A 25342-nucleotide genomic window follows, 5' to 3' on the forward strand; every position below is an offset into this window, starting at 1 on the left:
GGTCAGCGGACCGACGCGGTCGCGGCCCGTCGATACGGTGAGCGTTCGGCGGCTGCCAGGGCGTCGGCGAGGCGGTCGACGACCGCTGTCGCCTGTTCGTCGGTGAGCGTGAGGGGCGGGAGCAGGCGTACGACGGTGGAGTGGCGGCCGCCGAGCTCGACGATGAGCCCGCGGCGCAGACACTCCTGCTGGACGGCCGTGGCCAGCACGGGATCCGGTGGCGCCTCGCCGCCCGTGCCGACCGGGGCGGCCTCGGGGTCGACGAGTTCCACGCCGATCATCAGGCCCCGCCCGCGGACGTCGCCGATGCACGGGTGGTGGGAGGCCAGGGCCCGCAGGCTCGCGAGCATCCGGGCGCCGAGGTCGGCGGCCCGATCGGCGAGCCGGTTCTCCCGCACGTACGCGAGGGTGGCGGTGCCGGCGGCCATGGCGAGTTGGTTGCCGCGGAAGGTACCGGCGTGCGCGCCCGGCTGCCAGGTGTCGAGTTCGGAGCGGTAGACGATCACGGCGAGCGGCAGGGAGCCTCCGATGGCCTTGGACAGCACCATCACGTCGGGCACGATGCCGCTGTGCTCGACGGCCCAGAAGGCTCCGGTCCGGCCGACGCCGGTCTGGACCTCGTCGGCGATCAGAGGGATGGACCGGGCCGCGGTGATCTCCCGCATCCGGCGCGTCCAGGCGTCGGGGGCCGGGTTGACCCCGCCTTCGCCCTGGACGGGTTCGAGGATCATGCCGGCCGGTGCGGGTGTTCCGCTCTTGGGGTCGTCGAGCACGCTCTCGGTCCACCGCGCGGCGAGTTCCGCGCCGTGTTCGCCTCCGGTGCCGAAGGGGCAGCGGTAGTCCTGCGGGAACGGGAGCCGGGTCACCCGTACGTCCTCGGCGCCGCCGGACGCCGCGAGGGCACCCGCCGTCATGCCGTGGTACGCACCGGTGAAGGCGAGCAGGCCGCTGCGGCCGGTGGCGGCACGGACCAGGGTGAAAGCCGCCTCGACCGCGTCGGTGCCGGCCGGTCCGCAGAACTGGATGCGGGCGTTGTCCGCGAACTCCCGCGGCAGCGTGGCGAAGAGCTCCGTGGTGAAGGCGTCCTTGACCGGCGTGGCCAGATCGAGCACATGCAGGGGCGCGCCGGAGTCGAGGACCTTCTTGATCGCCTCCAGGACGACCGGGTGGTTGTGCCCGAGGGCCAGGGTCCCCGCTCCGGACAGGCAGTCGAGATAGCGCCGCCCGTCCGCTCCCTCGATGGTGAGGCCCCGTGCCCGTACCGGCACGATCGGCAGTGAGCGCGCATAGGTACGGGCGGCCGATTCACGCAGCGACTGACGGCGCAGGATGCCCTCGTGCGGCGCGAGTGGTGGTGCCGGAGCTGGTTCGGTCACGGCCACGGCTGTTGATCCTCCCGCTGTAACAGTTGCGTTGCACGTCAGCACGATTCCGCAAGGACGGACTGCGGGGGTGAACGCTGTCTCCGTGTCCCCCGTACGTACCAACGACGCCGGGCGCGGCGGATCACGGGTAAATCCGAAGATCCTTGCGGACCCCAACCAGGGCCCTGCCGCACTCCGTCCACGGCCGCACCGGCATAGTGGGGGACCGTGCCGCGGCTCCGGGACAGCCTCCCGGGCGCCGTGGCCTGCCCGGAAAGGCACCCGGAGCGCCGTCCGGTGGAGCCGGCCCGTGGGCGTCGGGCAGTGCGGAAGTGCAGTACAGAAGCGTTGGGTTACGAAGTCCCAGGGGGATCACGAGATGCGACTCATTCGACCAGGATTCACCGCACGCCGTGGGGGAAGCGCTCGCCGCACCCCCTCCACCGTGCTCGCGACGGCGGCGGTCACCGCCGTCCTCGCCCTCACCGCGACGGCCTGCGGGCCCGGCGAGGACGACGCGAGCACCGAGCCGAGCAGCAGTTCCGCGGGCCAGACGTCGGACGGCAAGATCACCATTCCGGATGATCTGAAGGACCGGCTCAAGGAACACGGGATCGACCTCGACCAGTGGAAGGGCGGCGACTGGAAGAACTGGGACAAGGACAAGTGGCTGCGTGAGGCCAAGGACTACATCAACCCCATCATCGAGGGCCTCTGGGACCCGGACCGGATGCGGGACGCCGACAAGGCCCCCGAGCAGCCGGTCGACAACGACATCTCCGGCGACGCCGGCGTGACGGACCCGACACCCGTCCCGGTCCGCGCCGTTGGCGTGCAGACGCCCTTCCACGACAACGCCGCCGAGTCCGGGAAGCTGTTCTTCGACGGCCCCGAGGGTTCGATGGTCTGCTCGGCAACCGTGGTGAAGGACCCGGCGCACCCCGGAAAGTCCAACATGGTGTGGACCGCCGGCCATTGTGTGCACGCGGGCAAGAAGGGCGGCTGGTACCGCAACATCGCCTTCGTGCCGTCGTACAACAACAGCGGGCTGTCGACCGACGAGCTGCGGAACAACCCGCCCAAGGAGAAGGTCGCCCCGTACGGCGTGTGGTGGGGCTCGTGGGCGCAGACCTCCGAGCAGTGGATCGACCAGGGCGCTTCGGTCGGCGGCCTGGGCGCCCCGTACGACTTCGCCGTGCTGCACGTGACGCCGGAGAAGGGTTCTACGGGTAAGTCCCTGGAGGAGACGGTCGGTTCGGCGCTGCCCGTCGAGTTCAACGCCCCGGCGGTGCCCAAGATCGCCGACATGACGGCCACCGGCTTCCCGGCCGCTCCGCCGTACGACGGCCAGAAGCTCTACCAGTGCAAGGACAAGCCGGGCCGGCTGTCGCTCACCAAGGACGACCCGACGATGTACCGCATCGGCTGCTCGATGACCGGCGGTTCCTCCGGTGGCGGCTGGGTCGCGGCGGGTCAGGACGGCAAGCCCGCACTGGTCTCCAACACCTCGATCGGTCCGGTGTCGGCGGGCTGGCTCGCCGGTCCGCGCCTCGGCAAGGAAGCCAAGGGCGTCTACGACTCGGTCAGCAAGAAGTACGCAGGACAGTAGGGCGGGATCGGATCACCCTTCGCCCAGGGGCGGATGACGGCCCGGCAGGGGCCTGCGGCGGGACGCGTCTCGCCGCAGGCCCCTGATCCTCTGCGTGGCGCACAGGCCCGCGGCCGCGCGGCCCTCCGGTGGCAAGAGCCGCCGTCCGGGCCGTCATAGGGTGGTCCCCGCACATCACCGACAGCCGGTCAGTCCGGTGCACGGTGTGACACGTTCATGCCATTTCCAAAGGTTTCAGGGGGAATCTTTCCATGCGATTCATACGTCCGCTGCTGAGCGCGACCGGCCTCGTCGCCGCACTCGCGTTGACGGCGACGGCCTGCGGTCCGAGCGAGGACGCCGCTGCCGACAAGCCCGCGGCCACCACCTCCGCCGAAGGCAAGGACTCCGGCGGCGGCATATCCGCCGACCTGGCCGACACCCTGAAGAAGCACGGTGTCGACCTGGACAAGTGGAAGAGCGGCGACTGGAAGAACTGGGACAAGGACAAGTGGCTGCACGAGGCCAAGGACTTCGTCAACCCGGTCATCGACGGGCTGTGGAAGCCCGACCGGATGAAGACGGCGAAGGACCCGGCCAAGACGATGTCCGCGGGGGACCTCTCCGGTGACCAGGGCGTCAGCGACCCGGAGCCGGCGCCGGTCACGGCCGAGCGCGAGAAGACGCCGTACCACGACTACGCGGCCCCGGTCGGCAAGGTGTTCTTCGACTCCCCCGAGGGCTCCATGGTCTGCTCGGGCACCGTCGTCAAGGACCCGAAGAACCCGGGCAGGTCCAACCTGGTGTGGACGGCCGGTCACTGCGTCCACGCCGGCGCGAAGGGCGGCTGGTACCGCAATATCGTCTTCGTGCCCGCCTACAACGACCAGGGCAAGGACGCCGCTTCGCTGGAGAACGCGCAGCCGCAGGAGATCGCCCCGTACGGCGCCTACTGGGCGGACTGGGCCAGCACCTCGGGCGAGTGGATGGCCGACGGCGGCCCCACCGGCGGCGAGGGCGCCCCGTACGACTACGCGGTCCTGCACGTGAAGCCCGAGCAGGGCACCAAGTCCCTGGAGGAGACCGTGGGCAACGCCCTGCCGGTCGACTTCGACGCTCCTCAGGTCGCGCAGATCAGCGCGATGGGGGCCTGGGGTTACCCCGCCGCCCCGCCGTACGACGGTCTGATCATGCACAAGTGTGTCGATCGTCCCGGCCGGCTCTCGCTCAGCCCCGCCACCCCCACGATGTACCGCATCGGCTGCACGATGACCGGTGGCTCGTCCGGTGGCGGCTGGTTCAGCGAGACGACCGACGGCAAGCTGTCCCTGGTCTCCAACACGTCCATCGGACCGGTGACGGCCGGCTGGCTCGCCGGACCCCACCTCGGCGAGGGCGCCCAGCAGATCTTCACCATGATGAGCGACAAGTTCGGAGCCCGGTAGCAGCACCCGCGCCCGGCAACGGCGGAGGGCCCGCACCCCATGGGGTGCGGGCCCTCCGCCGTGATCGCTGTGCTCAGCTCACCGCGGGTACGAAAGCGGCGAGGTCCGAAGCGAGCTCCTCGTGCACCCGCGCCTTGAGCAGGGTGCCCTCCGACGTGTGCTCCTCGGAGATCACCTCGCCCTCGGCGTGCACCCGGGAGACGAGTCCGCCCTGGGTGTACGGCACGAGTGCCTCGATCTCGACCGAGGGCCTCGGCAGCTCGCTGTCGACGAGGGCGAGCAGCTCGTCGATGCCGGCGCCGGTCCGTGCCGACACCGCGATCGCGTGCTTCTCGTTGCGCAGCAGCCGCTGGAGTACCAGCGGGTCGGCCGCGTCCGCCTTGTTGATCACCACGATCTCGGGCACGTCGACCGCGCCCACCTCGCGGATCACCTCGCGCACCGCGGCGAGCTGCTCCTCCGGCACCGGATGCGAGCCGTCCACCACGTGCAGGATGAGATCGGACTCGCCGACCTCCTCCATGGTGGAGCGGAACGCCTCGACCAGGTGGTGCGGCAGGTGCCGTACGAACCCGACGGTGTCGGCGAGGGTGTAGATCCGCCCGCTCGGCGTCTCGGCCCGGCGCACGGTCGGGTCGAGGGTGGCGAACAGTGCGTTCTCCACCAGAACCCCCGCACCGGTCAGCCGGTTGAGCAGCGAGGACTTACCCGCGTTGGTGTAGCCCGCGATGGCGACCGAAGGCACCTTGTTGCGCTTGCGTTCCTGCCGCTTGATCTCGCGGCCGGTCTTCATCTCCGCGATCTCCCGGCGCATCTTCGCCATCTTCTCGCGGATCCGTCGCCGGTCCGTCTCGATCTTGGTCTCACCGGGACCACGGGTGGCCATGCCGCCACCGCCGCTGGAACCGCCGCCGCCCATCTGACGGGAGAGCGACTGACCCCAGCCGCGCAGGCGCGGCAGCATGTACTGCATCTGTGCCAGCGAGACCTGCGCCTTGCCCTCACGGGACTTGGCGTGCTGGGCGAAGATGTCGAGGATCAGAGCGGTCCGGTCGACCACCTTGACCTTGACGACGTCTTCCAGGTGGATGAGCTGGCCGGGGCTGAGCTCACCGTCGCAGACGACGGTGTCGGCCCCTGTTTCGAGAACGATGTCGCGCAGTTCGAGCGCCTTGCCTGAACCGATGTAGGTGGCCGGGTCGGGCTTGTCACGCCGCTGGAAGACGGCGTCGAGCACCTGGGCTCCGGCCGTCTCGGCCAGGGCCGCCAGCTCGGCGAGGGAAATCTCCGCATCGTGCACCGTGCCCGAGGTCCAGACACCGACGAGCACCACGCGCTCCAGGCGCAGCTGCCGGTATTCGACCTCGGTGACGTCCTCGAGTTCGGTGGAGAGGCCCGCCACGCGCCGCAGTGCGGCGCGGTCGGAGCGGTCCAGCTGGTCGCCGTCCCGCGCTCCGTCGATCTCGTGGCTCCAGGCGACGTCCTCTTCCATCAGGGCGTCGGCCCGAAGGCTTTCGGTGAGGCTCTCGGTGACGTTCTCCGTGGCACTCTGCGCGTCCTGCGCGTCCTGGGGAAGGGAAGAAGAGGAGGTCATTGGATCCTTACGTCGAGAGGAGTGGGATACATCAGTCACAACGCGTGACCTCCCGGGATGATTCCCGCAGGGGGATTTCTCCGGTCCGGCCGCGGTGGCGACTCGTCGATAGTGGCACGGCGGGCCCGGCCCGTCACGCGGGTTTACCGCTGCCCGCGGGTGTCGCGCTCGCCCAGTCCGGGTGCCCCGGCATGGGCGGTGTCTTCGTCCCGTACAGCCAGCCGTCGAAGAACGCGGTCAGGTCGCGTCCTGCCACCCGGGACGCCAGGGCGGTGAAGTCGGCCGTGGCGGCGTTGGAGTCGCGGTGCTTTCGCACCCAGAGCCGCTCCAGCCGGTCGAAGGCACGCTCGCCGATCTCCTGGCGGAGCGCGTACAGGACCAAGGCGCTGCCGTCGTACACCACCGGCCGGAACAGGCTGATCTTCTCGCCGGGTGCCGGCGCGGCGGGGCGGGCAGGCGGGCCGCCCTCGGCACGCCATCCGTCCGAGCGGGCGTAGGCCTCGCGCATCCTGCGCTCCAGCGGCTTGTCTGCGTGTTCCTCGGCGTAGCGCGCCTCGTACCAGCTGGCGTGTCCCTCGTTGAGCCAGAGATCGGACCAGGTCAGCGGGGAGACGCTGTCGCCGAACCACTGATGGGCCAGCTCGTGGACCATGACCGAGTCGACGTACCACTCGGGGTAACCGCCGTCGGTGAACAGACGGCGCTCGAAGAGGGAGAGGGTCTGGGTCTCCAGCTCGAACCCGGTCTCGGTGTCGGCGACGAGCACGCCGTAGTTCTCGAACGGGTAGCGGCCGACCTGCTGTTCCATCCACTCCAGCTGGCCGGGTGTCTTCTTCAGCCAGGTTTCCAGCCTCTCCCGGTCGGCGGCCGGTACGACATCGCGCACGGGCAGACCGTGCGGGCCGGTGCGCTCGACGACGGTGGACCGGCCGATGCTGACCTGGGCCAGTTCGGTGGCCATGGGGTGACCGGTGCGGTACGTCCAGGTGGTGCGGTCGCCGTGCCGGACCCGCCCGGTCCGCTCCCCGTTGGCCACCACGGTGAGCTCCTGCGGGGCGGTGACGCGGAAGGTGAAGTACGCCTTGTCCGCGGGGTGGTCGTTGCCCGGGAAGACCCGGTGCCCGGCGTCGGCCTGGTTGGCCATGGCGAGCCCGTCGGCGGTCCGCACCCATCCCCCGCTGTCCCGCTCGCCCGAGGGATCGCTGGTGTGGCGGACGGTGATGCGCAGCGGCACGCCCGCCGGGAGGCGGCCCGGCACCTCGATGATCAGGTCCTCGTCCTCGGCCGCGAAGTCCGCGCGCAGGCCGTTGACGTCGACGGAACGGACGGTTCCGCGGGTGAAGTCGAGGTTGATCCGGTCCAGCGGCTCGGTCGTCCGCACGTCGATCGTGGTGACGGCATTGAGGGGTTCGCTGTTGCGGCCCCGGTAGTTGAGGCCGATGTCGTAGGCGAGTACGTCGTATCCGGGGTTGCCGAGATGCGGGAAGAGCGGGTCCCCGATGCCGAGGGGCACCGGGGCGGGCAGGGTGGCGGCGACGAGGGTGGCCGATGCGGTGGCCAGCAGGGCGGCCCGCAGACGGCGGGAGAGGAACGGCATGGACTACGGCTACCAGCGCCGCGCCCCCCGTACCGGGACGGCGCGCACCGCGCCACCCGAACGAGATCCGCCGTGGCGGAAGTGCGCGGCGGGCGGTCAGGACGCGCCGGCGTGCGGCGGTCCGTCAGAGTGCGGCGGCCGGGTGCTGGGCACGGCTCACGTCGTACACCCCCGGTACGTCACGCATGGCGCGCATCAGCGCGGGCAGTCCCGCGGCGTCGGGCAGTCGCAGGGTGTACGTGTGGCGTACGCGCTGTTCGCTGGGGGGTTCGACGGTGGCGGAGATGACCGCCGCGTCCGCACCGGCGATCGCCTCGGTGAGGTCGGCGAGGAGGCGGGGCCTTCCGAAGGACTCCGCCACCAGGGTCACCCGGCATTCGGCCGCGTCGCCCCAGCTCACGACGACCGGCACCCGGCCGACGGCCTCCATCCTGGTCACGACCGGACACTCCAGCCGGTGCACGGTGACGGCGCCGCCGCGCACCGTGAAGCCGGTGACCTCGTCGGGGGGTACGGGGGTGCAGCAGCCCGCGAGGCGCACGGTGGTGTCGGGCCGCTCGACCACGGCGTTCACGGTGCGGCCGGCGGATCCGGACCGTGCGGGCCGGGCGGCCCGGTCCGGCTGCGGACCGGGCCCGGTGGCGTCGGCCGGGCCTCCGGCGGCGGTCGCCGTGTCCTGGGGGTGGGCGTCGAGCCAGCCGGTGATGGCGATGCGGGCGGCGGGTGTCCTGGCGTGGTCGAGCCAGTCGGGCGAGGGCCCGGACGCGGCGTCCTCGGCGAGGAGCGGCTGGACCGTGTCGCCGTCGCCGAGCACGGTGCTGAGGGTGGCGAGCCGGCCGTTCACCCGGGCGCCGATGCAGCTGTGGGCGGCGTCCCCGTACTGCGCGTAGGCGGCATCCACGCAGCTGGCGCCCGCGGGCAGGCCGAGCGTGCCGCCATCGGTGCGGAAGACGGTGATCTCACGGTCCTGGGCGAGGTCGGCACGCAGGGTGGTCCAGAAGGTGTCGGGGTCGGGCGCGGACTGCTGCCACTGGAGCAGCCGGGAGAGCCAGCCGGGGCGGGTGGGGTCGGCCCGTTCGCCGTCGACGGGTTCGGCGCCGGGCGCCGTGCCGTCGACGGGTTCGGCGCTCGGTGCCGTGCCGTCCGCGGCGTACGGATTGCCGAGCGCGATGACGCCGGCCTCGGCGACCTTGTGCATGCGGTGGGTGCGGATGAGGACTTCGGCGACCTCGCCGTCCGGGCCCACCACCGCGGTGTGGAGGGACTGGTACAGGTTGAACTTGGGTGCGGCGATGAAGTCCTTGAACTCCGAGATCACCGGGGTGAAACAGGTGTGGAGCTCACCGAGGACGGCATAGCAGTCGGCGTCCTCACCGACGAGTACCAGCAGGCGTCCGAAGTCGCTGCCGCGCAGTTCACCGCGTTTGATCCGGACACGGTGCACGGAGACGAAGTGGCGTGGTCTGACGGCCACTTCGGCGGTGATGCCGGCCTCCCGGAGCACCGAGGCCACGTTGTCCGCGATGGCGGTGAGCGGGTCCGCCGTCGCGGTCGCGGCGGAGATCACGGCGCGGGTGTGCGCGTACTCCTCTGGGTGGAGGATGGCGAAGACGAGGTCCTCCAGCTCGGTCTTGAGCGCCTGCACACCGAGCCGTTCCGCGAGGGGGATCAGGACGTCACGGGTGACGTGGGCGATCCTGGCCTGTTTCTCGGGGCGCATCACGCCGAGCGTGCGCATGTTGTGCAGCCGGTCGGCGAGCTTGATCGACATCACCCGGACGTCGTCGCCGGTGGCGACGAGCATCTTGCGGAACGTCTCGGGCTCGGCGGCGGCACCGTAGTCGACCTTCTCCAGCTTGGTGACACCGTCGACGAGGTAGCAGACCTCCTCGCCGAACTGCTCCCGCACCTGGTCGAGGGTCACCTCGGTGTCCTCGACGGTGTCGTGGAGGAGGGACGCGGTCAGGGTCGTGGTCTCGGCGCCGAGCTGGGCGAGGATGAGCGTGACCGCGAGCGGGTGTGTGATGTACGGCTCGCCGCTCTTGCGCATCTGTCCGCGGTGCGAGCTCTCCGCGAGGACGTAGGCCCGGTGCAGTACGGAGAGGTCGGCGTCGGGGTGGTGGGCCCGGTGCGCCTCGGCGACGTGCCCGATGGCGTCCGGCAGCCGGTCCCGGGAGACCGGGCCGAGCAGGGCGACCCGGCCGAGCCTGCGGAGATCGATCCGGGGACGGCCCCGCCTGCGGATGGGAGCACCTGGGTTGGTGGCCTCTGCGCTCATGGGGCACCTCCGGCAACGTCGACCGGCGGTGGGGAGGCGCGGTCGCGCCTCCGGGCCGGTGCTTGATGCTACCGACCCCACCACGTGGCGGAGTCCGGCTCTCGCCCAGCGTGAAACGGATCACCCATTCGAGCGAAGCTCTGTTCGCTCAGCGTTTCGATCTTTCTCCGCTCAGCGCTTCGGGCGCTGTCCGTTCAGCGTGTCGAGCCAGGCCGGATCGATCACGCCCTCGGCGACGATCACGGCCGCTCCGGTCATCTCGATCTCGCCGTCCGGGTGCTCGGTGATCACCAGGGTGCCGCCCGGCAGATCGACGGTGTACGTGACCGGTGCCCCGGTCTGCGCCGGGTCCGCGGCGTCCCGGCGGGCCGCGGCGACGGCCACGGCGCAGGCGCCGGTGCCGCAGGAGCGGGTCTCGCCCGAGCCGCGCTCGTGGACCCGCATCGCGACGTGGCGGGGCCCGCGGTCCACGACGAACTCGATGTTGACCCCGTCGGGGTAGACGGCGGCGGGCGCGAACGACGGCTCACCGAACAGGTCGCCGGCATGCGCCAGGTCGTCGACGAACGCGATGGCGTGCGGGTTGCCCATGTTCACGTTGCGGGTGTCCCAGCTGCGGCTGCCGACGGTGACGGTGACCCCGTCGCCGGGAAGCAGGGCGCGGCCCATCGAGACCGTGACGTCGCCGTTCTTGGCGAGGTGCACCTTCTTCACGCCGCCGCGGGTGGCAACCGCGAGGTCGCCCTCCTCCACGGCACCGACGTGCTGCAGGTAGCGGGCGAAGACCCGCACGCCGTTGCCGCACATCTCGGCGACCGAGCCGTCCGCGTTGCGGTAGTCCATGAACCACTCGGCCTCGTCCGCCATGGCCCGGGCCTCCGGGTGGGCGGCGGAGCGCACGACGTGCAGCACGCCGTCACCGCCGATACCGGCGCGCCGGTCGCACAGCCCCGCGACGAGGGACGCCAGCAGGTCGATGGCGTTGTCCGGGTCCGGAACGATCACGAAGTCGTTCTCGGTGCCGTGGCCCTTGAGGAAGGCGATCTGCGAGGTGGTCACAGGACAACTGTACGAGCCCGCACCGACAGCGCGGCGAACCGGCCCGCCGGACGGCAGCGGCGCCGGGTCCGCCCCCTCAGCCCCGAAGCCGGGCGACGCGCCAGACGGCCAGCGCGACCAGTACGGCGCACACCGCCACGTACAGCGCGATCACCCGCCAGTCGGCCCGCTCCCCGGAACCCCTGGACGGCAGTCCGGGCCAGGTGTGCCCGACGCGGCGGGCGGCCATCATGCCCCAGCCCGCGGCGCAGCAGCTGATCAGCAGCCCCAGCATGGCGACCACAGGGCCGCCGTCACCCACCTCGAAGGCGAGCGGGAAGGCGAACATCAGCGATCCCAGCGCGGCCAGCATGACGATCGGCGCGAGCTGCCAGATACGCATCCGCCGGGCGGGGCGCAGCTCCACCTCGACCTCGGGGGTCACCGCGAGCTCATCGGGCCCGTCGGGGCTCAGACGTCCTGCCTCGTGCTGCGTGTCCGGTGCGTCTTGTTCTGTGTCGCGAGGGCCGGCCTCCATCGCCACGCGCCCTCCCAACTCGGACTCCACTGGTCGATCGATGCTCGATGATGGCACGCCGCAGGTCGCCGAAATGACGGGCAGAGCTTCCCGATGCCATCACGTGATCAGGCTGTAACCGCTCGTTCGACCAACGCCAGCGCCCGGCCCGGGAGTTCCCCCCGGTGCTCCGCGGCACCGTTCAGCCACTGGACACGCGGGTCCCGGCGGAACCAGGAGTCCTGGCGGCGCGCGAAGCGTTTGGTGGCGCGCACGGTCTCGGTGCGCGCCTCGTCCTCCGTGCATTCCCCGGCCAGGGCGGTGAGCACCTGCTGGTAGCCGAGCGCCCGGGAGGCGGTGCGTCCCTCGCGCAGCCCCCGCGCCTCCAGGTCGCGTACCTCGTCCACGAGCCCGGCCTCCCACATCCTGTCGACGCGTACGGCGATGCGCTCGTCGAGTTCGGGGCGGGCCACGTCGACGCCGATCTGGACGGCGTCGTAGACCGCATCGTTACCGGGGAGGTTGGCGGTGAACGGCTTGCCGGTGATCTCGATGACCTCCAGGGCCCGCACGATGCGCCGGCCGTTGCTCGGCAGGATGGCGCGGCCCGCCTCCGGGTCGGCCTCGGCCAGCCGCTCGTGCAGCGCGCCCGAGCCGTGCTCGGCCAGCTCCGCCTCCAGGGCGGCGCGGACGCCGGGATCCGTACCGGGGAACTCCAGGGCGTCGATCGCGCCCTTCACGTACAGACCGGAGCCGCCGACCAGGACGGGCGTGCGGCCCTCGGCGAGCAGCCGGTCGATCTCGGCGCGGGCCAGGCGCTGGTACTCCGCCACGCTTGCCGTCTCGGTGACGTCCCAGATGTCGAGCAGCCGGTGGGGCACGGCGCCGCGCTCGGCGGGTGTCAGCTTGGCGGTGCCGATGTCCATCCCCCGGTAGAGCTGCATGGAGTCGGCATTGACCACTTCGCCCCCGAGCTGCTGAGCGAGGAACACCCCCAGGTCGGACTTTCCGGCTGCGGTGGGACCGACGACGGCGATGACCCGCGGTGCGGGAGCTGGACTTCTCACTGCCACAGTCTCGCAAACCCCGGGGCCGTTCCCGAATGGGCGATGAACAGACCGTGGGGTATGCGCGTCGTTACGCACCGCCGAGTAAAATGGTGTCTCCATATGGGTGGTTTCTCATGGTTCTACCGTTTGTCCCCCGGGGCCGCCGATACCGCGGCCGGGAGAGTACGGGGCGGCGCGGCGGGTATCGGGACCGGAGAGAGCACGCGCACGCAGCCCCCAGCAGAGAAGGTGTCCGATGGGCTTCATGGACAATTTGAAGGCGAAGCTGAGCCCGGCGAAGGACAAGGTGAGCGACCTCGCGCAGCAGCACGGGGACAAGATCGACCAGGGGCTCGACAAGGCCGCGCGCACAGTGGACGCGAAGACCAAGGGCAAGTACAGCGACAAGATCGTGTCGGGTACGCAGAAGGCCAAGGGAGCGGTGGACAAGCTGGCCCAGAAGGACGGGGGCGGTACGCCGCCCACCCCGGGCAGCACCCCGCCGCCGGCTTCCTGACACCGGGCAGCCAGGACAGCACGAGGGCCGCGGAGCGATGTCGCTCCGCGGCCCTCGTGCTGTCCTGGCTCAGAGAGAACGTCAGGCCCAGGCCGCGACCATGTAGCCCACGCCGTACGGCGCGTCGTCGTAGAGCAGCCGCCCGTCCAGCCCGGCCCCCTCGGCCGCCCCCGCGAGCACCTGCCAGGGCGCGCGGCCCGCGGCCTTGAGCTCGTACGCCAGCGCCTCGTCCAGCGCGATCAGCGCAGCCGTGTCCGCCGCCCCCAGCGCCCGCGAGGCCTCCGCGTCGAACCCGGCGGCGCGCTCGTCCAGGTAGCCGGGCGACTTCACGGTGCGGCAGGCGCTGCCGTCGCCCATCACCAGCAGCGCGACCCGGTCCGCGCGAGCGGCCAGGGAGCGCCCCGTCTCGGTGCAACGGGCGGTCTCCAGCGGCTCCCCGACACCGAGCGCCTCGACCGGAGTGCCCGCCCATCCGGTCCCGGACAGGAGCCACGCGCCGACCGCGAGCGACGGCGCGAGAGGGCGCTCGGCGGCCGTGGCCGTGCCAACGGCTCGCCCCAGCCGTACGTCGAGGTCCACTCCGAACTCCTGGAAGCCGCCCGTGGCCCCTTCGGGGTGCGGGCCGCGGCCCGCGAGGTCCGCCGGCCCGATCACGATCAGCAGATCGGGCCGGGAGGCCGCGAGCACCCCCAGGGCGTCGGTGCACGCGGTCCTCGCTCCATCGAGCTCGGGCGCGGCACCGGCGGCGACCTCGGGGACCAGCAGCGGCGGGCAGGGGCAGACAGCGGCGGCGACAAGCATGAGGGGCAGCGTACTGGCCCGCCGCGGGCATACCGCGCGGGGAGCGCGCCGAAGCGGCAGCCCCGTCCGCAGCGCCGGCAGGTCCGTACCGTGCCGTCAGTCGCAGCCGCAGCCCGGTGCCGAGGCGGCGGGCAGCGGCGCCGGGGCGCCGATCCCGGGCAGGCCCAGCATGACGCCGGCGGGCTTGGCGGCCGCGGCGGCGGTGCGCTTCTCCCAGGCGTCCCCCGAGCGGGTCCGCCGGACCCCGAGGGGCGCGCCCTCGGCCAGCAGGTGGTGCGGGGCGGCGTAGCTGATCTCGACGGTCACCACGTCGCCGGGCCGGACCTCCTGGTCCGGCTTGGTGAAGTGGACCAGGCGGTTGTCGGGGGCGCGGCCGGACAGGCGGTGGGTCGCGCCGTCCTTACGGCCCTCGCCCTCCGCGACCATGACGTCCAGGGTGCGGCCGACCTGCTTCTTGTTCTCCGACCAGGAGATCTCCTCCTGGAGGGCGGACAGGCGCATGTACCGCTCCTGGACGACCTCCTTGGGGATCTGCCCCTCCATGTCGGCAGCGGGGGTTCCGGGGCGCTTGGAGTACTGGAAGGTGAAGGCGTTGGCGAAGCGTGCCTCGCGGACCGCGTGCATGGTCTGCTCGAAGTCCTCCTCGGTCTCCCCGGGGAATCCGACGATGATGTCGGTGGAGATCGCGGCGTCCGGCATCGCGGCCCGCACCTTGTCGATGATGCCGAGGAAGCGTTCCTGCCGGTACGAGCGCCGCATCGCCTTCAGGATCGTGTCCGAGCCCGACTGCATGGGCATGTGCAGCTGCGGCATCACGTTCGGTGTCTCGGCCATGGCCGCGATCACGTCGTCGGTGAAGTCGCGCGGGTGCGGCGAGGTGAAGCGGACCCGCTCCAGGCCCTCGATCCGCCCGCAGGCGCGCAGCAGCTTGGAGAAGGCCTCCCGGTCACCGATGTCGGAGCCGTACGCGTTGACGTTCTGGCCGAGCAGGGTGATCTCGGAGACGCCTTCGGCGACCAGGGCCTCGATCTCGGCCAGGATGTCGCCGGTCCGGCGGTCCTTCTCCTTGCCGCGCAGCGCCGGGACGATGCAGAAGGTGCAGGTGTTGTTGCAGCCGACGGAGATCGAGACCCACGCGGCGTACGCGGACTCGCGGCGGGTGGGAAGCGTCGAGGGGAACGCCTCCAGGGACTCGGCGATCTCGATCTGCGCCTCCTCCTGGATCCGGGCGCGCTCCAGCAGCACGGGCAGTTTGCCGATGTTGTGCGTACCGAAGACCACGTCGACCCAGGGCGCCCGCCGGACGATGGTGTCGCGGTCCTTCTGCGCGAGGCAGCCGCCGACCGCGATCTGCATCCCGGGGCGCTTCGTCTTCATCGGGGCGAGCCGGCCGAGGTTGCCGTAGAGCTTGTTGTCGGCGTTCTCCCGCACCGCGCAGGTGTTGAAGACGACGACGTCGGCGTCACCGTCGGATCCTTCGGGCGCCCGTACGTAGCCGGCGTCCTCCAGGAGTCCCGACAGCCGCTCGGAGTCGTGGACGTTCATCTGGCACCCGTAGGTGCGCACCTCGTAGCTTTTTCTGACGTCCACTGCTTCGCTCCGGTTGCCGCTGCTCATGCCACAAGGGTAGGCGCTGCACGGACGCCTCCCGCCGCGGGCAGTGTGCGGACCGCGGATCGGCCGCCGCAGCGGGCTGTGAGATCCGACGGCACCCCTGGCCAGGGCCGGGAACCACCTGGCAGGATCGCCGCCATGCTCCCGGCTTTGTCCCGAATCGGCCGGCGTCGCTCGCTGCGGGCGGGCGCCGCCGCCGCCGTCGTGCTCGGACTGCTGCTCTGGTGGCTGCTCCCCCTCGGGGATCCGGCGCCGAACGGGACGCTGACGTTCAGCACCGGGGTGCGCAGCGGCGTCTACCAGCGCTACGGCGAGCGGCTGGAGGGCGCACTCGCCAAGGACCTTCCCGAGGTGTCGATACGGCTCCAGACCAGCGAGGGCTCGCAGCAGAACATCGCCCGGGTGGCGACGGGCAAGGCCGACTTCACCATCGCGACCACCGACGCCGTCGCCACCTACCTCCGGGACCGCAAGCCGGGTGCCGACCGGCTGCGCGGCTGTGTCCGCCTGTACGACGACTACATACAGCTGGTCGTGGAGCGGGGCTCGGACATCCGCAAGGTGGCGGATCTGCGGGGCAAGACGGTCGCGGTCGGACAGCCGGGCTCGGGTGTGCGGTTGGTCGCCGACCGGCTGATGACGGCTGCGGGCCTGGATCCCGTCGCCGACGTGACGGCCGTGCCCGCGGGCATCGACACGATGCCGAAGCTGCTGGAGGACGGGCGGCTGGACGCGTTCTTCTGGTCCGGCGGACTGCCGACCACCGCGGTCGCGGATCTCTCCGCCCGGTTCTCGATCCGCCTGGTTCCGCTGGAGGACCCGCTCATCAGGCAGCTCCAGGCGGCCGGCGGGTCCACCCGCTTCTACCGCTCGGCCGTGATGCCGGCCGACGCCTACCGCGACGCCCAGCAGGGACAGGCCGTTCCCACGGTGGCGGTAGCCAATGTGCTGGTGACCACGGACCGCACCAGCGCCGCGATGACGGAGGCGTTCACCCGCACCGTGATCGACAGCAGGGACCGGATCGGCCGTGAGGTGCACGCCGCGCAGCTGGTGGACCTGCGGACGGCGATCTACACGGATCCGCTGCCGCTGCACGAAGGGGCCAAGCGCTACTACCGATCGGTCAAGCCCTGAGGCCGGGCGCCGCCGGCCCGGCCTCTCAGCCCTGCGGGTCGTTCCGCGGGACCGAGACCGTCACCCGCAGCCCGTGCGGTTCGTTCCGCGCACAGGACAGCGAGCCGTCGCTCGCGGCGAGGAGCGCCTTGGAAATGGAGAGGCCGAGCCCCGAACCTCGTACGTTCTGATGCTGGGAACTGCGCCAGAACCGGTCGCCCACGCGCTCCATCTCCTGCTCGGTCAGCCCCGGTCCGCCGTCCGCGACGACGACGGTGACACACGCGCTGTCGGAGGCGACGGTGACCCGGACCTCCTCGTCCCGCGGGGTGAACTTGAGGGCGTTGTCGATGATCGCGTCGAGTGCGCTGGACAGGGCGATGGGGTCCGCCCAGGCGGTGACGGCCCCCATGCCGTCCGCCCGCAGCCGTACGCCCCTCTCCTCGGCCACCGGCCGCCAGGAGGCGATCCGTTCGGCGCTGAGGGCGCCGATGTCCGTGAGCTGAAGATCTGCGTCGGCGTGCTCGGCCAGCGCCAGGTCGAGCAGGTCGTCGAGAACCTGGCCGAGGCGCTTGCCCTCCGTACGCACCGAGGCGATCTCCTCGTTGCCCTCGGGGAGTTCGAGAGCGAGCAGCTCGATCCGCAGCAGCAGAGCGGCCAAGGGATTGCGCAACTGGTGCGAGGCGTCGGCCACGAAGGCGCGCTGCTGCTCCAGCACGTCCTCGACGTTGTCGGCCATCTCGTTGAACGAACGGGCCAGGCGCCTGAGTTCCGGGGGTCCGCCGGAGGCCGCCACCCGGGACCGCATGCGCCCGATGGCGATGTCGTGGGCGGCGGCGTCCAACGTCCGCACGGGGAGCAGCACCCAGCCGGTGAGCCGGTTCGCGGCGCCGACGGCCACCAGCATCGCGATGACCTCCCCCGCGGCGATCACCAGCCAGCCGCGGAGTGTGGCGGCGCGCATCTGGTCGGTGGGCGAGTCGATGACGACGACGGCGATCACATCGCCGTCCCGCACGACGGGCGAGGCGACGACCACCCGGCCGTCCTGCCAGGGCCAGACCTGGGGCGGGTCGTGGCTGCGACGGCCGAGCAGCGCCTCCTTGAACGCCTCACGGCCCTCACCCTCGTCGGGCAGCCGCCAGGAAGCCGGCGCCTTGGCCATGGCGGTGTCGTCGCGGTAGAAGACACCGGCCCTGATGCCGTACACGGAGTCGTACGTCTCCAGCTCGCCCTGGAGCGTGCGGCGCCGCTCGTCGTAGCCGCTGGTGCGTTCGGTGATGAACTGGGCGAGTGCGGCGAAGCGTGCCGTGTCGTCGATGCGGTCGATCACGACGCCCTGTTGCCGGGCCGCCGCCACGCTGACGGCCAGCGGGAAGCCGAGGGCGAGCAGGACGCCCGCCATGAGGACGATGAGCAGCGGAAGCAGCCGGGTACGCAACGGGAACGAGCGCCCTCTACGCGGCCGGCGCGACGAGGCGGTAGCCGACCCCGCGCACGGTCTCGATCAGGGCGGGCAGCCGCAGCTTCGAGCGCAGGGAGGCGACATGCACCTCCAGGGTGCGGCCCGTGCCCTCCCAGCTCGTACGCCACACCTCGCTGATGATCTGTTCCCGGCGGAACACCACGCCGGGCCGCTGGGCGAGCAGCGCGAGCAGGTCGAACTCCTTGCGGGTGAGCTGGACCTCGCTCCCGTCGACGCTGACGCGGCGGGTCGGCAGCTCGATGTGCACATGCCCCAGGCGCAGCGCGGCGGCGGGCGTGGGCGCGGTGTCCTCGGGGCCCGTCTTGCGCCGGCTGACGGCGTGGATACGGGCGAGGAGCTCACCGGTGTCGTACGGCTTGGTCACGTAGTCGTCGGCGCCGAGGTTGAGCCCGTGGATCCGTGAGCGGACGTCGGCCCGCGCGGTCACCATGATCACGGGTACGGAGCTGCGCTTGCGGATCTTCCCGCACACCTCGTAGCCGTCCTGGTCGGGCAGGCCGAGGTCGAGGAGCACGACACCGAAGGGTTCGGTCTCGGTGGGCAGCAGTGCCTGGAGGGCCTCCTCGCCGCTGCGGGCGTGGACGACCTGGAAGCCGTGCCGGGCGAGGATCGCGGACAGGGCGGCGGCGACGTGGTTGTCGTCCTCGACGAGCAGCAGTCTCATGGCCCCCCCCTTTTTTCCCATGCGTGGTGTCGGTACGGTCGCGTACCCCTCCCGTTACTTCCCCGTACCGGGGCGTTTCACGTCAGGGTGTACCAGAGCATCCACTCCGATGACGGGGGGCCAGTCAAGTGCCCGCCTGTTGCATCCAGGTTTCCGTTATGCACCCGGTACGCCCCGCGGCACTGAAAGGCGCCCCGTTCACACGGAGTGTCCGGTTGCGGCCGGATCGTTATGCTCAATTTCCGCTCAGATGTAATGACGCTGGTAGCACTGCGTCACTAAGGTCCTTCCCAACCGAGGAGGACGGAGCAAGAAGCCGATGAGCGGAGTTTCAGTGACCAAGGGCGCCGAGGACGCTGCACCCGCGCCCGGCGACGACCTGGTTGTGCTGAGCAACGTCAACAAGCACTTCGGCGCGCTGCATGTGCTCCAGGACATCGACCTGACGATCGCCCGTGGCGAGGTCGTGGTCGTCATCGGGCCCTCCGGGTCCGGGAAGTCCACGCTGTGCCGCACGATCAACCGCTTGGAGACGATCGACTCGGGCGCGATCTCGATCGACGGAAAGCCGTTGCCCGCGGAGGGCAAGGAGCTGGCGAGGCTGCGTGCCGACGTCGGCATGGTCTTCCAGTCGTTCAATCTCTTCGCGCACAAGACGGTGCTCGAGAACGTGACGCTCGGCCAGCTCAAGGTCCGTAAGACGGACAAGAAGGCTGCCGAGGACAAGGCGCGTTCACTGCTCGACCGGGTGGGCGTCGGAACCCAGGCCGACAAGTACCCCTCCCAGCTCTCCGGTGGCCAGCAGCAACGTGTGGCGATCGCGCGGGCGTTGGCGATGGACCCGAAGGTCATGCTCTTCGACGAGCCGACCTCCGCGCTCGACCCGGAGATGATCAACGAGGTGCTGGAGGTCATGCAGCAGCTCGCCCGCGACGGCATGACCATGGTCGTCGTCACCCACGAGATGGGCTTCGCCCGCTCCGCGGCGAACCGGGTCGTCTTCATGGCGGACGGAAAGATCGTCGAAGAGGCCACGCCCGACCAGTTCTTCAGCAACCCGCGCAGTGACCGGGCCAAGGACTTCCTGTCGAAGATCCTTCACCACTGATGGAGCCTTCGGCGCCGGTCTCCGGACCGGCCGATCACTCACATCGCGTCAACTCTAGGGAATTTCACCATGCAGCTTCGTAAGGTCACCGCCGCCTCGGCCGCCGTGCTCGCCCTCGCCCTGACCGCCACCGCCTGTGGTTCCGACGACAAGGACGACGCGTCCGGTTCGGGCGGCGGCAAGAAGATCACCATCGGCATCAAGATCGACCAGCCGGGTATCGGTCTGAAGACCCCGGACGGCAAGTACACCGGCTTCGACGTCGACGTCGCCACGTACGTCGCCAAGGAACTGGGCTACGACGCCGCGAACATCGAGTTCAAGGAAACGAAGAGCGCCGACCGCGAGACGTCGATCGAGCGCGGTGACGTGAAGTTCATCGCCGCGTCCTACTCGATCAACGACGAGCGGCTGAAGAAGGTCGACTTCGCGGGTCCGTACCTCCTCGCCCACCAGGACATCCTGGTCCGCGCGGACGACACCTCCATCAAGGCGCCCGAGGACCTGAACAACAAGAAGCTCTGCTCGGTCACCGGCTCGACCTCGGCGCAGAACGTCCACGACAAGCTGGCCCCGAAGGCGGACCTCCAGGAGTACGGCGGCTACTCGGAGTGCCTGACCGGCCTGGAGAACGAGGCTGTTGACGCGCTGACCACGGATGACAGCATCCTGGCCGGCTATGCCTCGCAGGACACCAACAAGGGCAAGTTCAAGCTGGCCGGCTTCAAGATGACCAACGAGAACTACGGCATCGGCCTGAAGAAGGGCGACGCCGACCTCAAGAAGAAGATCAACGATGCGCTGACCAAGATGGTCTCGGACGGTTCGTGGGACAAGGCCGTGAAGGACAACTTCGGCCCGGCGAACTACAAGAACGAGCCCGCCCCGAAGATCGGCAACGTCGTCAAGTGAAGCAGGGCTGACCGGGCGCGCCGCCACTGAGGGCGGCGCGCCGTGCCCTCCTACACGCGGAAGCGCGGGAGATCGTGTTCGACTTTCTTGATGGTTACGACCTGCTTGGGGCGTTCTGGGTAACGGTGCAGCTCACCGTGTACTCCGCCCTCGGCTCCCTCATATGGGGAACGCTGCTGGCCGGCATGAAGGTCAGCCCGGTCCCCCTGATGCGCGGTTTCTCGACCGGCTATGTGAACGTGGTCCGGAACATTCCGTTGACCGTGATCATTCTCTTCGCGTCGCTGGGCCTGTTCTCCACACTCGGCGTCAAGCTCGGCGCCGACGGGTTCACGGGTATCAACTTCCGGCTCGCGGTACTCGCTCTGAGCGCCTACACCGCCGCCTTCGTGTGCGAAGCCCTGCGGTCCGGCATCAACACGGTGCCGGTCGGTCAGGCAGAGGCGGCGCGCGCACTCGGCCTGAGCTTCACCCAGGTACTGCGGCTGATCATCCTTCCGCAGGCCTTCCGCTCGGTCGTCAATCCGCTCTCCAACGTGCTGATCGCGCTGACGAAGAACACCACCGTCGCTTCCGCGATCGGGGTGGCGGAGGCCTCCTACCTGATGAAGAAGATGATCGAGAACGAAGCGCAGCTGCTTCTGATCTCGGCTGTCTTCGCCTTCGGCTTCATCGTTCTGACCCTCCCGACCGGCCTCATCCTCGGCTGGGTGAGCAAGAAGGTGGCGGTGAAGCGATGACCTCGGTCCTCTACGACGCCCAGGGGCCGCGCGCCAAGCGTCGGAACGTCCTCTACACCGTCCTGTTCGTGCTGGCCGCGGCAGCCGTGGTGTGGTGGGTGTACGACGGTCTCGCCTCCAAGCACCAGCTCGACTGGATCAAGTGGAAGCCCTTCTTCACCAGCTCCCAGCCGTGGGAGACGTACATCTGGCCCGGGCTCCAGAACACGCTCAAGGCGGCGTTCTTCGCGCTGATCATCGCGCTGCCGCTGGGCGCGCTGTTCGGGATCGGACGGCTTTCGGACCACCGGTGGGTGCGGGGGCCGTCGGGCGTGGTCGTGGAGTTCTTCCGCGCCATTCCGGTACTGATCCTGATGCTCATCGCGAACCAGGCGTACTTCGAGTACACCGAGCTCGCCCCGGACACCCGCCTGTTGTACGCCGTGATCACGGGACTGGTGCTCTACAACGCCTCGGTGCTCGCCGAGATCGTTCGGGCCGGCATCCTGACGCTCCCCTCGGGGCAGACGGACGCGGCCAAGGCGATCGGCATGCGCAAGGGCCAGACGATGGTCTTCGTGCTGCTCCCTCAGGCGGTGACCGCCATGCTGCCCGCGATCGTCAGCCAGATCGTGGTGATCGTGAAGGACACCGCCCTCGGTGGCGCGGTGCTCAGCTTCCCGGAGCTGCTGGCCTCGGTCCGGCCGATGGCCGCCAACTACGGCGCGAACACCATCGCGTGCTTCACGATCATCGCCGTGATCTACCTCGCGGTGAACTTCGCCCTCACCTCGTTCGCGAGCTGGCTGGAGCAGCGGCTCCGGCGCGCGAAGAAGAGCACGGGCGCCATCGTGGGCACCGGCCCCGGGGGCGACCTGGAGACGATCGATGCGCCGTCGCTCAAAATCGATGGAGAACGCGCCGTCTGACGGTACGTCGGCGAATGCCCACGAGGGGCGGTGGCACATCTGCCACCGCCCCTCGCCGCGTCCCGGTGTCACTTGACGCACGCACCCCCAGTAGGTTGCATACGTTCTGTGATCGCGCCCCGAGCCTCCGCCGCCGCATCTCCTTCGACGCCGCCCTCCGCCTCAGGAGCCGTCCCGGCCTCCTCCCTCCTTCCGTGCGCCTCCCCGCGTCCGACCACAGGTGTTCCGGGGGCCGCGCCGTGGACCCGGTGATCGTCGTCGGTGCCGGGCCGGTAGGCCTGGTGCTGTCGCTCGCCCTCGCGGCGCAGGGTGTGCCCTGCGTGCTCCTCGACGAGGACCCGGGCAAGGACGAGACACGTCCGGCCCGGACGGTCGTGCTGCGTGAGGACACCGCCGGCCTGGTGGAACGGCTGGGATGCAAGACGCTCCAGGACGAGGGCCTTCGCTGGACCGGCTGGCGGTCCGTGCGGCGCAGGCAGCTCGTACGGAAGCTGCCGCTCGGCGAGGGCGCACCGGTCGGCGAGCTGCCTGCCGCCCCCGTCCATGTCCCGCAGCACGCGCTGGTGCGGGGGCTGCGGGACGCGGTCGCCGCGCAGGAGCTCGTGCAGACGGCGCGGCTCAGCCGGGTCGACACGCTGGAGCAGGACGCCGACGGCGTCACGGTGCACACCAGGGAGCCCGGTTCGACCTGGTGGCGAGGGAGTTATCTGGTCGGCTGCGACGGGGCCCGGTCCACCGTCCGCAAGCTCCTCGACATCCGGTTCCCCGGGCGTACGGCGGTGGAGCGGCATGCCGTCGCGGCGCTGCGCACCGAGCTGCCCTGGCCCGGCGAAGCGGTACTGCACCGGTTGCCGCCCTGGCGCACCGGCGGGGCCGAGGTCACCGCGCGGCCGCTGCCGGACGGGGTCTGGCGGCTGGACTGGCTGCTGCCGCCGCGCGGTGAGCTCGTCACGCCGGACGCCCTGGTCACCCGGGTCCGGGACACCCTGGAGGGCTGGTGCGGCGAGACACCTCCGTACGAGCTGCTGGACACCGGGGTCTACACGCTCCATCACCGGCTCGCCCGGCGGTGGCGGGTGAAGCGGGCGTTCCTGGCCGGGGACGCCGCGCATCTGCTGGGTGCCCTCGGCACCCAGGGACTCGACGAGGGGCTGCGGGACGCCGAGAACCTGGCGTGGAAGCTGGCACTGGCCTGGCATCACGGCGCCAGTGACGTCCTGCTCGACAGCTACCAGGCGGAGCGGCGGGCCGCGGTCGCCTCGCGGCTGCGCGCCGCCGACCAGTCGCTGCCGATACTGCGGGGCGGCGGGGGTCTGCGGACCCTGGTCCCGGGGAGCGCACGGGGGCACGACTCGCTGCTCACCGACGGACATCTGGGGTGCGGGCCACTCGGTGCGCCCCCGTCCTACTCCCACTCCCCCCTTGCGCCCCCACGCGCCGAGGCGCACACCTCGGTGGGTACGCCCCCCGGTGCGCCGGTCGCCGATGTGCGGGTCACCGCGCCGGACGGAACGCCCGTTCGGCTCCGGGAGCGGCTGGGGCAGGGGCATCTGCTCGTGCTGCTCGTCGCACCGGGCACCGGGGTCTGGGACCGGCGGCACTGGATGCGGGCCGGGGTCATGCCCCGGCTCGTCGAGACGGTCGACGGCCTCCCGGTGAAGGCCGAGCTGCTGGTCGCCGAGAGTTACCCGGGGGCCTCCGCGCACACCGTGCTGCTCATCAGGCCGGACGGCCATCTCGTGGAGTCGTTCGGCGGTGTCCGGCCGGAGGAGCTCCTCGCGGCGGCGGACGCGGCGCGCGGCGGCGCGGCCCTCGCCTCCGTACGCTCCGACCGGACCGCAGACGTCAATTGACCGACGCAGGCGCACATGGTCTACTCCGGAACATGACCGACACCGATGTGCGCCTGTGGCGGAGGGTCCATATGGACCTGCTCCGCTATGCGGGCTGCGTGTGTCGCCCGTCCTGCTGAATCGCCTTCTCCTGCTCCTGCCGCGCGCGGTGACGTGCGGCAGGAGCATCCACGCGAACTCTCAGGACGGTCCCTGTGTCTGCCTCTCCCTCCCCTGTCGTGCCCGTGCGCACGTCCTCCGGCCCGACCGCCGCGGAACTGCTCGACTTCGTCCGCCGTACCGCCGCCGACACCGCGCTCATCGCCTCGCTCCCCCTCGATCCCGAGGGCCGCACCTGGATCCGGCTCGACGGGCCCGGTGGCAGCGAGGCCTGGCTGATCGGCTGGCCGCCCGGCACCGGCACCGGCTGGCACGACCACGCCGACTCGATCGGTGCCTTCCTCACCGCAGCCGGCACGCTGAAGGAGCACTCGCTCGCGGCGCGGCTGCCCACCGACGGCTGGAAGACCCTGGAACTGGCCGAGGACATCGACCGGTCGAGGCAGTTGACTGCGGGTCAGGGCAAGGCGTTCGGCCGGCACCACGTCCACGAGGTGCTGAACGAGTCCGCCACGGAGCACGCCGTCTCCGTCCACGCGTACTACCCGCCGCTGCCGCAGATCCGGCGCTACAGCCGCACCGGCGCGGTGCTCCGTCTTGAGCAGACCGAACGCCCGGAGGACTGGCAGTGAGCGACGAACAGCACGACGGCGACGCCCCGCTCGGCATCGATCAGCTCCTGGAGCGGGTGCGGGCCGGATACGAGCGGCTCGGACCGCAGGAGGCGAAGACGGCCGCCGAGGACGGCGCGCTGCTCGTGGACATCCGCTACGCGGAGCTGCGGGCGCGGGACGGGCTGATCCCAGGGGCCCTGGTCGTCGAACGCAACGAACTGGAATGGCGGCTGGACCCGCAGGGAAGCCATCGCGCGGCCGAGGCCGTGAGCCACGGTCTGCGTGTGGTGGTGATCTGCAACGAGGGGTACGCGTCGAGCCTCGCCGCCGAATCGCTGCACCGGCTGGGGCTGTACCGCGCGACGGACCTGGTCGGCGGCTTCCAGGCCTGGCGCGCGGCGGGGCTCCCGGTCGAGGCGTGACCGGAAGCCCCGCCGAAC

The 25342-nt window shown here is 70.8% G+C and carries 23 protein-coding genes; 12 read left to right on the forward strand and 11 right to left on the reverse strand.

Annotated features, from left to right (window positions below; genetic code table 11):
* Positions 1 to 2 precede the first annotated feature (2 nt).
* Complete coding sequence (locus OG959_RS07775) at positions 3 to 1382, reverse strand: diaminobutyrate--2-oxoglutarate transaminase family protein (protein WP_326657456.1); 1380 nt, start codon at positions 1380 to 1382, stop codon at positions 3 to 5.
* Positions 1383 to 1743: 361 nt separating this feature from the next.
* On the opposite strand from OG959_RS07775, the gene OG959_RS07780 reads away from it, so the two are divergent.
* On the forward strand, positions 1744 to 2973 hold the full coding sequence (locus OG959_RS07780; RefSeq protein WP_326657457.1) for a trypsin-like serine peptidase: 1230 nt from the start codon (positions 1744 to 1746) through the stop codon (positions 2971 to 2973).
* Positions 2974 to 3224: 251 nt separating this feature from the next.
* Positions 3225 to 4397 carry a trypsin-like serine peptidase gene (locus OG959_RS07785; RefSeq protein ID WP_326657458.1) on the forward strand — a complete coding sequence of 391 codons (1173 nt, stop codon included), beginning with the start codon at positions 3225 to 3227 and terminating at the stop codon, positions 4395 to 4397.
* A gap of 73 nt (positions 4398 to 4470) precedes the next feature.
* On the opposite strand, the gene hflX is transcribed toward OG959_RS07785, so the two are convergent.
* The 6 genes from hflX to miaA form a co-directional block, all read right to left on the reverse strand.
* Positions 4471 to 5991, reverse strand: a complete 1521-nt coding sequence (gene hflX / locus OG959_RS07790) for a GTPase HflX (protein ID WP_148021314.1) — start codon at positions 5989 to 5991, stop codon at positions 4471 to 4473.
* Positions 5992 to 6124: 133 nt separating this feature from the next.
* Positions 6125 to 7588, reverse strand: coding sequence for a M1 family metallopeptidase (locus OG959_RS07795; protein WP_326657459.1), 1464 nt, complete (start codon positions 7586 to 7588; stop codon positions 6125 to 6127).
* 124 nt (positions 7589 to 7712) lie between these two features.
* The gene (locus OG959_RS07800) at positions 7713 to 9866 is read right to left on the reverse strand and encodes a RelA/SpoT family protein (protein WP_326657460.1); all 2154 of its coding nucleotides are present in this window, start codon (positions 9864 to 9866) and stop codon (positions 7713 to 7715) included.
* Positions 9867 to 10037: 171 nt separating this feature from the next.
* On the reverse strand, positions 10038 to 10925 hold the full coding sequence (gene dapF / locus OG959_RS07805) for a diaminopimelate epimerase (protein WP_326657461.1): 888 nt from the start codon (positions 10923 to 10925) through the stop codon (positions 10038 to 10040).
* Between the two features lie 76 nt (positions 10926 to 11001).
* Positions 11002 to 11442, reverse strand: coding sequence for a hypothetical protein (locus OG959_RS07810; RefSeq protein ID WP_326657463.1), 441 nt, complete (start codon positions 11440 to 11442; stop codon positions 11002 to 11004).
* A 107-nt stretch (positions 11443 to 11549) separates the two neighbouring features.
* Positions 11550 to 12488 (reverse strand): tRNA (adenosine(37)-N6)-dimethylallyltransferase MiaA, encoded by a 939-nt coding sequence (miaA, locus tag OG959_RS07815; protein WP_326657464.1) that lies wholly within the window; start codon positions 12486 to 12488, stop codon positions 11550 to 11552.
* Positions 12489 to 12726: 238 nt separating this feature from the next.
* Here miaA and OG959_RS07820 point away from each other — a divergent pair, with 238 nt between their 5' ends.
* Positions 12727 to 12987, forward strand: a complete 261-nt coding sequence (locus OG959_RS07820; RefSeq protein WP_326657465.1) for an antitoxin — start codon at positions 12727 to 12729, stop codon at positions 12985 to 12987.
* 81 nt (positions 12988 to 13068) lie between these two features.
* Here OG959_RS07820 and OG959_RS07825 read toward each other — a convergent pair whose 3' ends face one another.
* Positions 13069 to 13788 (reverse strand): class III extradiol dioxygenase subunit B-like domain-containing protein, encoded by a 720-nt coding sequence (locus OG959_RS07825; RefSeq protein WP_326657466.1) that lies wholly within the window; start codon positions 13786 to 13788, stop codon positions 13069 to 13071.
* Between the two features lie 96 nt (positions 13789 to 13884).
* Positions 13885 to 15405 carry a tRNA (N6-isopentenyl adenosine(37)-C2)-methylthiotransferase MiaB gene (gene miaB / locus OG959_RS07830; protein WP_326657467.1) on the reverse strand — a complete coding sequence of 507 codons (1521 nt, stop codon included), beginning with the start codon at positions 15403 to 15405 and terminating at the stop codon, positions 13885 to 13887.
* 135 nt (positions 15406 to 15540) lie between these two features.
* Here miaB and OG959_RS07835 point away from each other — a divergent pair, with 135 nt between their 5' ends.
* Positions 15541 to 16539, forward strand: a complete 999-nt coding sequence (locus OG959_RS07835) for a TAXI family TRAP transporter solute-binding subunit (RefSeq protein WP_326657468.1) — start codon at positions 15541 to 15543, stop codon at positions 16537 to 16539.
* Positions 16540 to 16564: 25 nt separating this feature from the next.
* Here OG959_RS07835 and OG959_RS07840 read toward each other — a convergent pair whose 3' ends face one another.
* Together OG959_RS07840 and OG959_RS07845 are read right to left on the reverse strand one after the other, a co-directional pair.
* Positions 16565 to 17959 (reverse strand): sensor histidine kinase, encoded by a 1395-nt coding sequence (locus OG959_RS07840; RefSeq protein ID WP_326657470.1) that lies wholly within the window; start codon positions 17957 to 17959, stop codon positions 16565 to 16567.
* Between the two features lie 16 nt (positions 17960 to 17975).
* Positions 17976 to 18668 carry a response regulator transcription factor gene (locus OG959_RS07845; RefSeq protein WP_326657471.1) on the reverse strand — a complete coding sequence of 231 codons (693 nt, stop codon included), beginning with the start codon at positions 18666 to 18668 and terminating at the stop codon, positions 17976 to 17978.
* 319 nt (positions 18669 to 18987) lie between these two features.
* On the opposite strand from OG959_RS07845, the gene OG959_RS07850 reads away from it, so the two are divergent.
* The 8 genes from OG959_RS07850 (at position 18988) to OG959_RS07885 (ending at position 25324) form a co-directional block, all read left to right on the forward strand.
* Positions 18988 to 19776: an amino acid ABC transporter ATP-binding protein gene (locus tag OG959_RS07850; RefSeq protein WP_326657473.1), complete on the forward strand. Its 789-nt coding sequence runs from the start codon at positions 18988 to 18990 to the stop codon at positions 19774 to 19776.
* Positions 19777 to 19845: 69 nt separating this feature from the next.
* Complete coding sequence (locus tag OG959_RS07855; RefSeq protein WP_326657474.1) at positions 19846 to 20688, forward strand: glutamate ABC transporter substrate-binding protein; 843 nt, start codon at positions 19846 to 19848, stop codon at positions 20686 to 20688.
* A 74-nt stretch (positions 20689 to 20762) separates the two neighbouring features.
* A complete protein-coding gene (locus OG959_RS07860) occupies positions 20763 to 21428 on the forward strand; it encodes an amino acid ABC transporter permease (RefSeq protein WP_326657476.1) in 666 nt (221 codons plus the stop codon).
* Positions 21425 to 22336 carry an amino acid ABC transporter permease gene (locus OG959_RS07865; protein ID WP_326657477.1) on the forward strand — a complete coding sequence of 304 codons (912 nt, stop codon included), beginning with the start codon at positions 21425 to 21427 and terminating at the stop codon, positions 22334 to 22336. Before OG959_RS07860 ends, OG959_RS07865 begins: the two co-directional genes overlap by 4 nt.
* 239 nt (positions 22337 to 22575) lie before the next feature.
* Positions 22576 to 24189 carry an FAD-dependent monooxygenase gene (locus OG959_RS07870; protein WP_326657478.1) on the forward strand — a complete coding sequence of 538 codons (1614 nt, stop codon included), beginning with the start codon at positions 22576 to 22578 and terminating at the stop codon, positions 24187 to 24189.
* 32 nt (positions 24190 to 24221) lie between these two features.
* Positions 24222 to 24308, forward strand: coding sequence for a putative leader peptide (locus OG959_RS07875; protein WP_311307652.1), 87 nt, complete (start codon positions 24222 to 24224; stop codon positions 24306 to 24308).
* A gap of 99 nt (positions 24309 to 24407) precedes the next feature.
* The gene (locus OG959_RS07880) at positions 24408 to 24920 is read left to right on the forward strand and encodes a cysteine dioxygenase (protein ID WP_326657479.1); all 513 of its coding nucleotides are present in this window, start codon (positions 24408 to 24410) and stop codon (positions 24918 to 24920) included.
* Positions 24917 to 25324, forward strand: coding sequence for a rhodanese-like domain-containing protein (locus OG959_RS07885; RefSeq protein WP_326657480.1), 408 nt, complete (start codon positions 24917 to 24919; stop codon positions 25322 to 25324). The genes OG959_RS07880 and OG959_RS07885 overlap by 4 nt, the downstream gene beginning before the upstream one ends.
* Positions 25325 to 25342: the final 18 nt, after the last annotated feature.

The organism is Streptomyces sp. NBC_00385, from assembly GCF_035917155.1.
Lineage (GTDB): Bacteria > Actinomycetota > Actinomycetes > Streptomycetales > Streptomycetaceae > Streptomyces > Streptomyces poriferorum.

Bases quoted from the DNA above. Each gene is read 5' to 3' on its own strand.
- OG959_RS07780 (WP_326657457.1), top strand. From the start codon at position 1,744: ATGCGACTCATTCGACCAGGATTCACCGCACGCCGTGGGGGAAGCGCT.
- OG959_RS07785 (WP_326657458.1), top strand. From the start codon at position 3,225: ATGCGATTCATACGTCCGCTGCTGAGCGCGACCGGCCTCGTCGCCGCA.
- hflX (WP_148021314.1), bottom strand. From the start codon at position 5,991: ATGACCTCCTCTTCTTCCCTTCCCCAGGACGCGCAGGACGCGCAGAGT.
- OG959_RS07795 (WP_326657459.1), bottom strand. From the start codon at position 7,588: ATGCCGTTCCTCTCCCGCCGTCTGCGGGCCGCCCTGCTGGCCACCGCA.
- OG959_RS07800 (WP_326657460.1), bottom strand. From the start codon at position 9,866: ATGAGCGCAGAGGCCACCAACCCAGGTGCTCCCATCCGCAGGCGGGGC.
- OG959_RS07810 (WP_326657463.1), bottom strand. From the start codon at position 11,442: ATGGAGGCCGGCCCTCGCGACACAGAACAAGACGCACCGGACACGCAG.
- OG959_RS07820 (WP_326657465.1), top strand. From the start codon at position 12,727: ATGGGCTTCATGGACAATTTGAAGGCGAAGCTGAGCCCGGCGAAGGAC.
- OG959_RS07825 (WP_326657466.1), bottom strand. From the start codon at position 13,788: ATGCTTGTCGCCGCCGCTGTCTGCCCCTGCCCGCCGCTGCTGGTCCCC.
- miaB (WP_326657467.1), bottom strand. From the start codon at position 15,405: ATGAGCAGCGGCAACCGGAGCGAAGCAGTGGACGTCAGAAAAAGCTAC.
- OG959_RS07835 (WP_326657468.1), top strand. From the start codon at position 15,541: ATGCTCCCGGCTTTGTCCCGAATCGGCCGGCGTCGCTCGCTGCGGGCG.
- OG959_RS07845 (WP_326657471.1), bottom strand. From the start codon at position 18,668: ATGAGACTGCTGCTCGTCGAGGACGACAACCACGTCGCCGCCGCCCTG.
- OG959_RS07850 (WP_326657473.1), top strand. From the start codon at position 18,988: ATGAGCGGAGTTTCAGTGACCAAGGGCGCCGAGGACGCTGCACCCGCG.
- OG959_RS07855 (WP_326657474.1), top strand. From the start codon at position 19,846: ATGCAGCTTCGTAAGGTCACCGCCGCCTCGGCCGCCGTGCTCGCCCTC.
- OG959_RS07865 (WP_326657477.1), top strand. From the start codon at position 21,425: ATGACCTCGGTCCTCTACGACGCCCAGGGGCCGCGCGCCAAGCGTCGG.
- OG959_RS07875 (WP_311307652.1), top strand. From the start codon at position 24,222: ATGACCGACACCGATGTGCGCCTGTGGCGGAGGGTCCATATGGACCTG.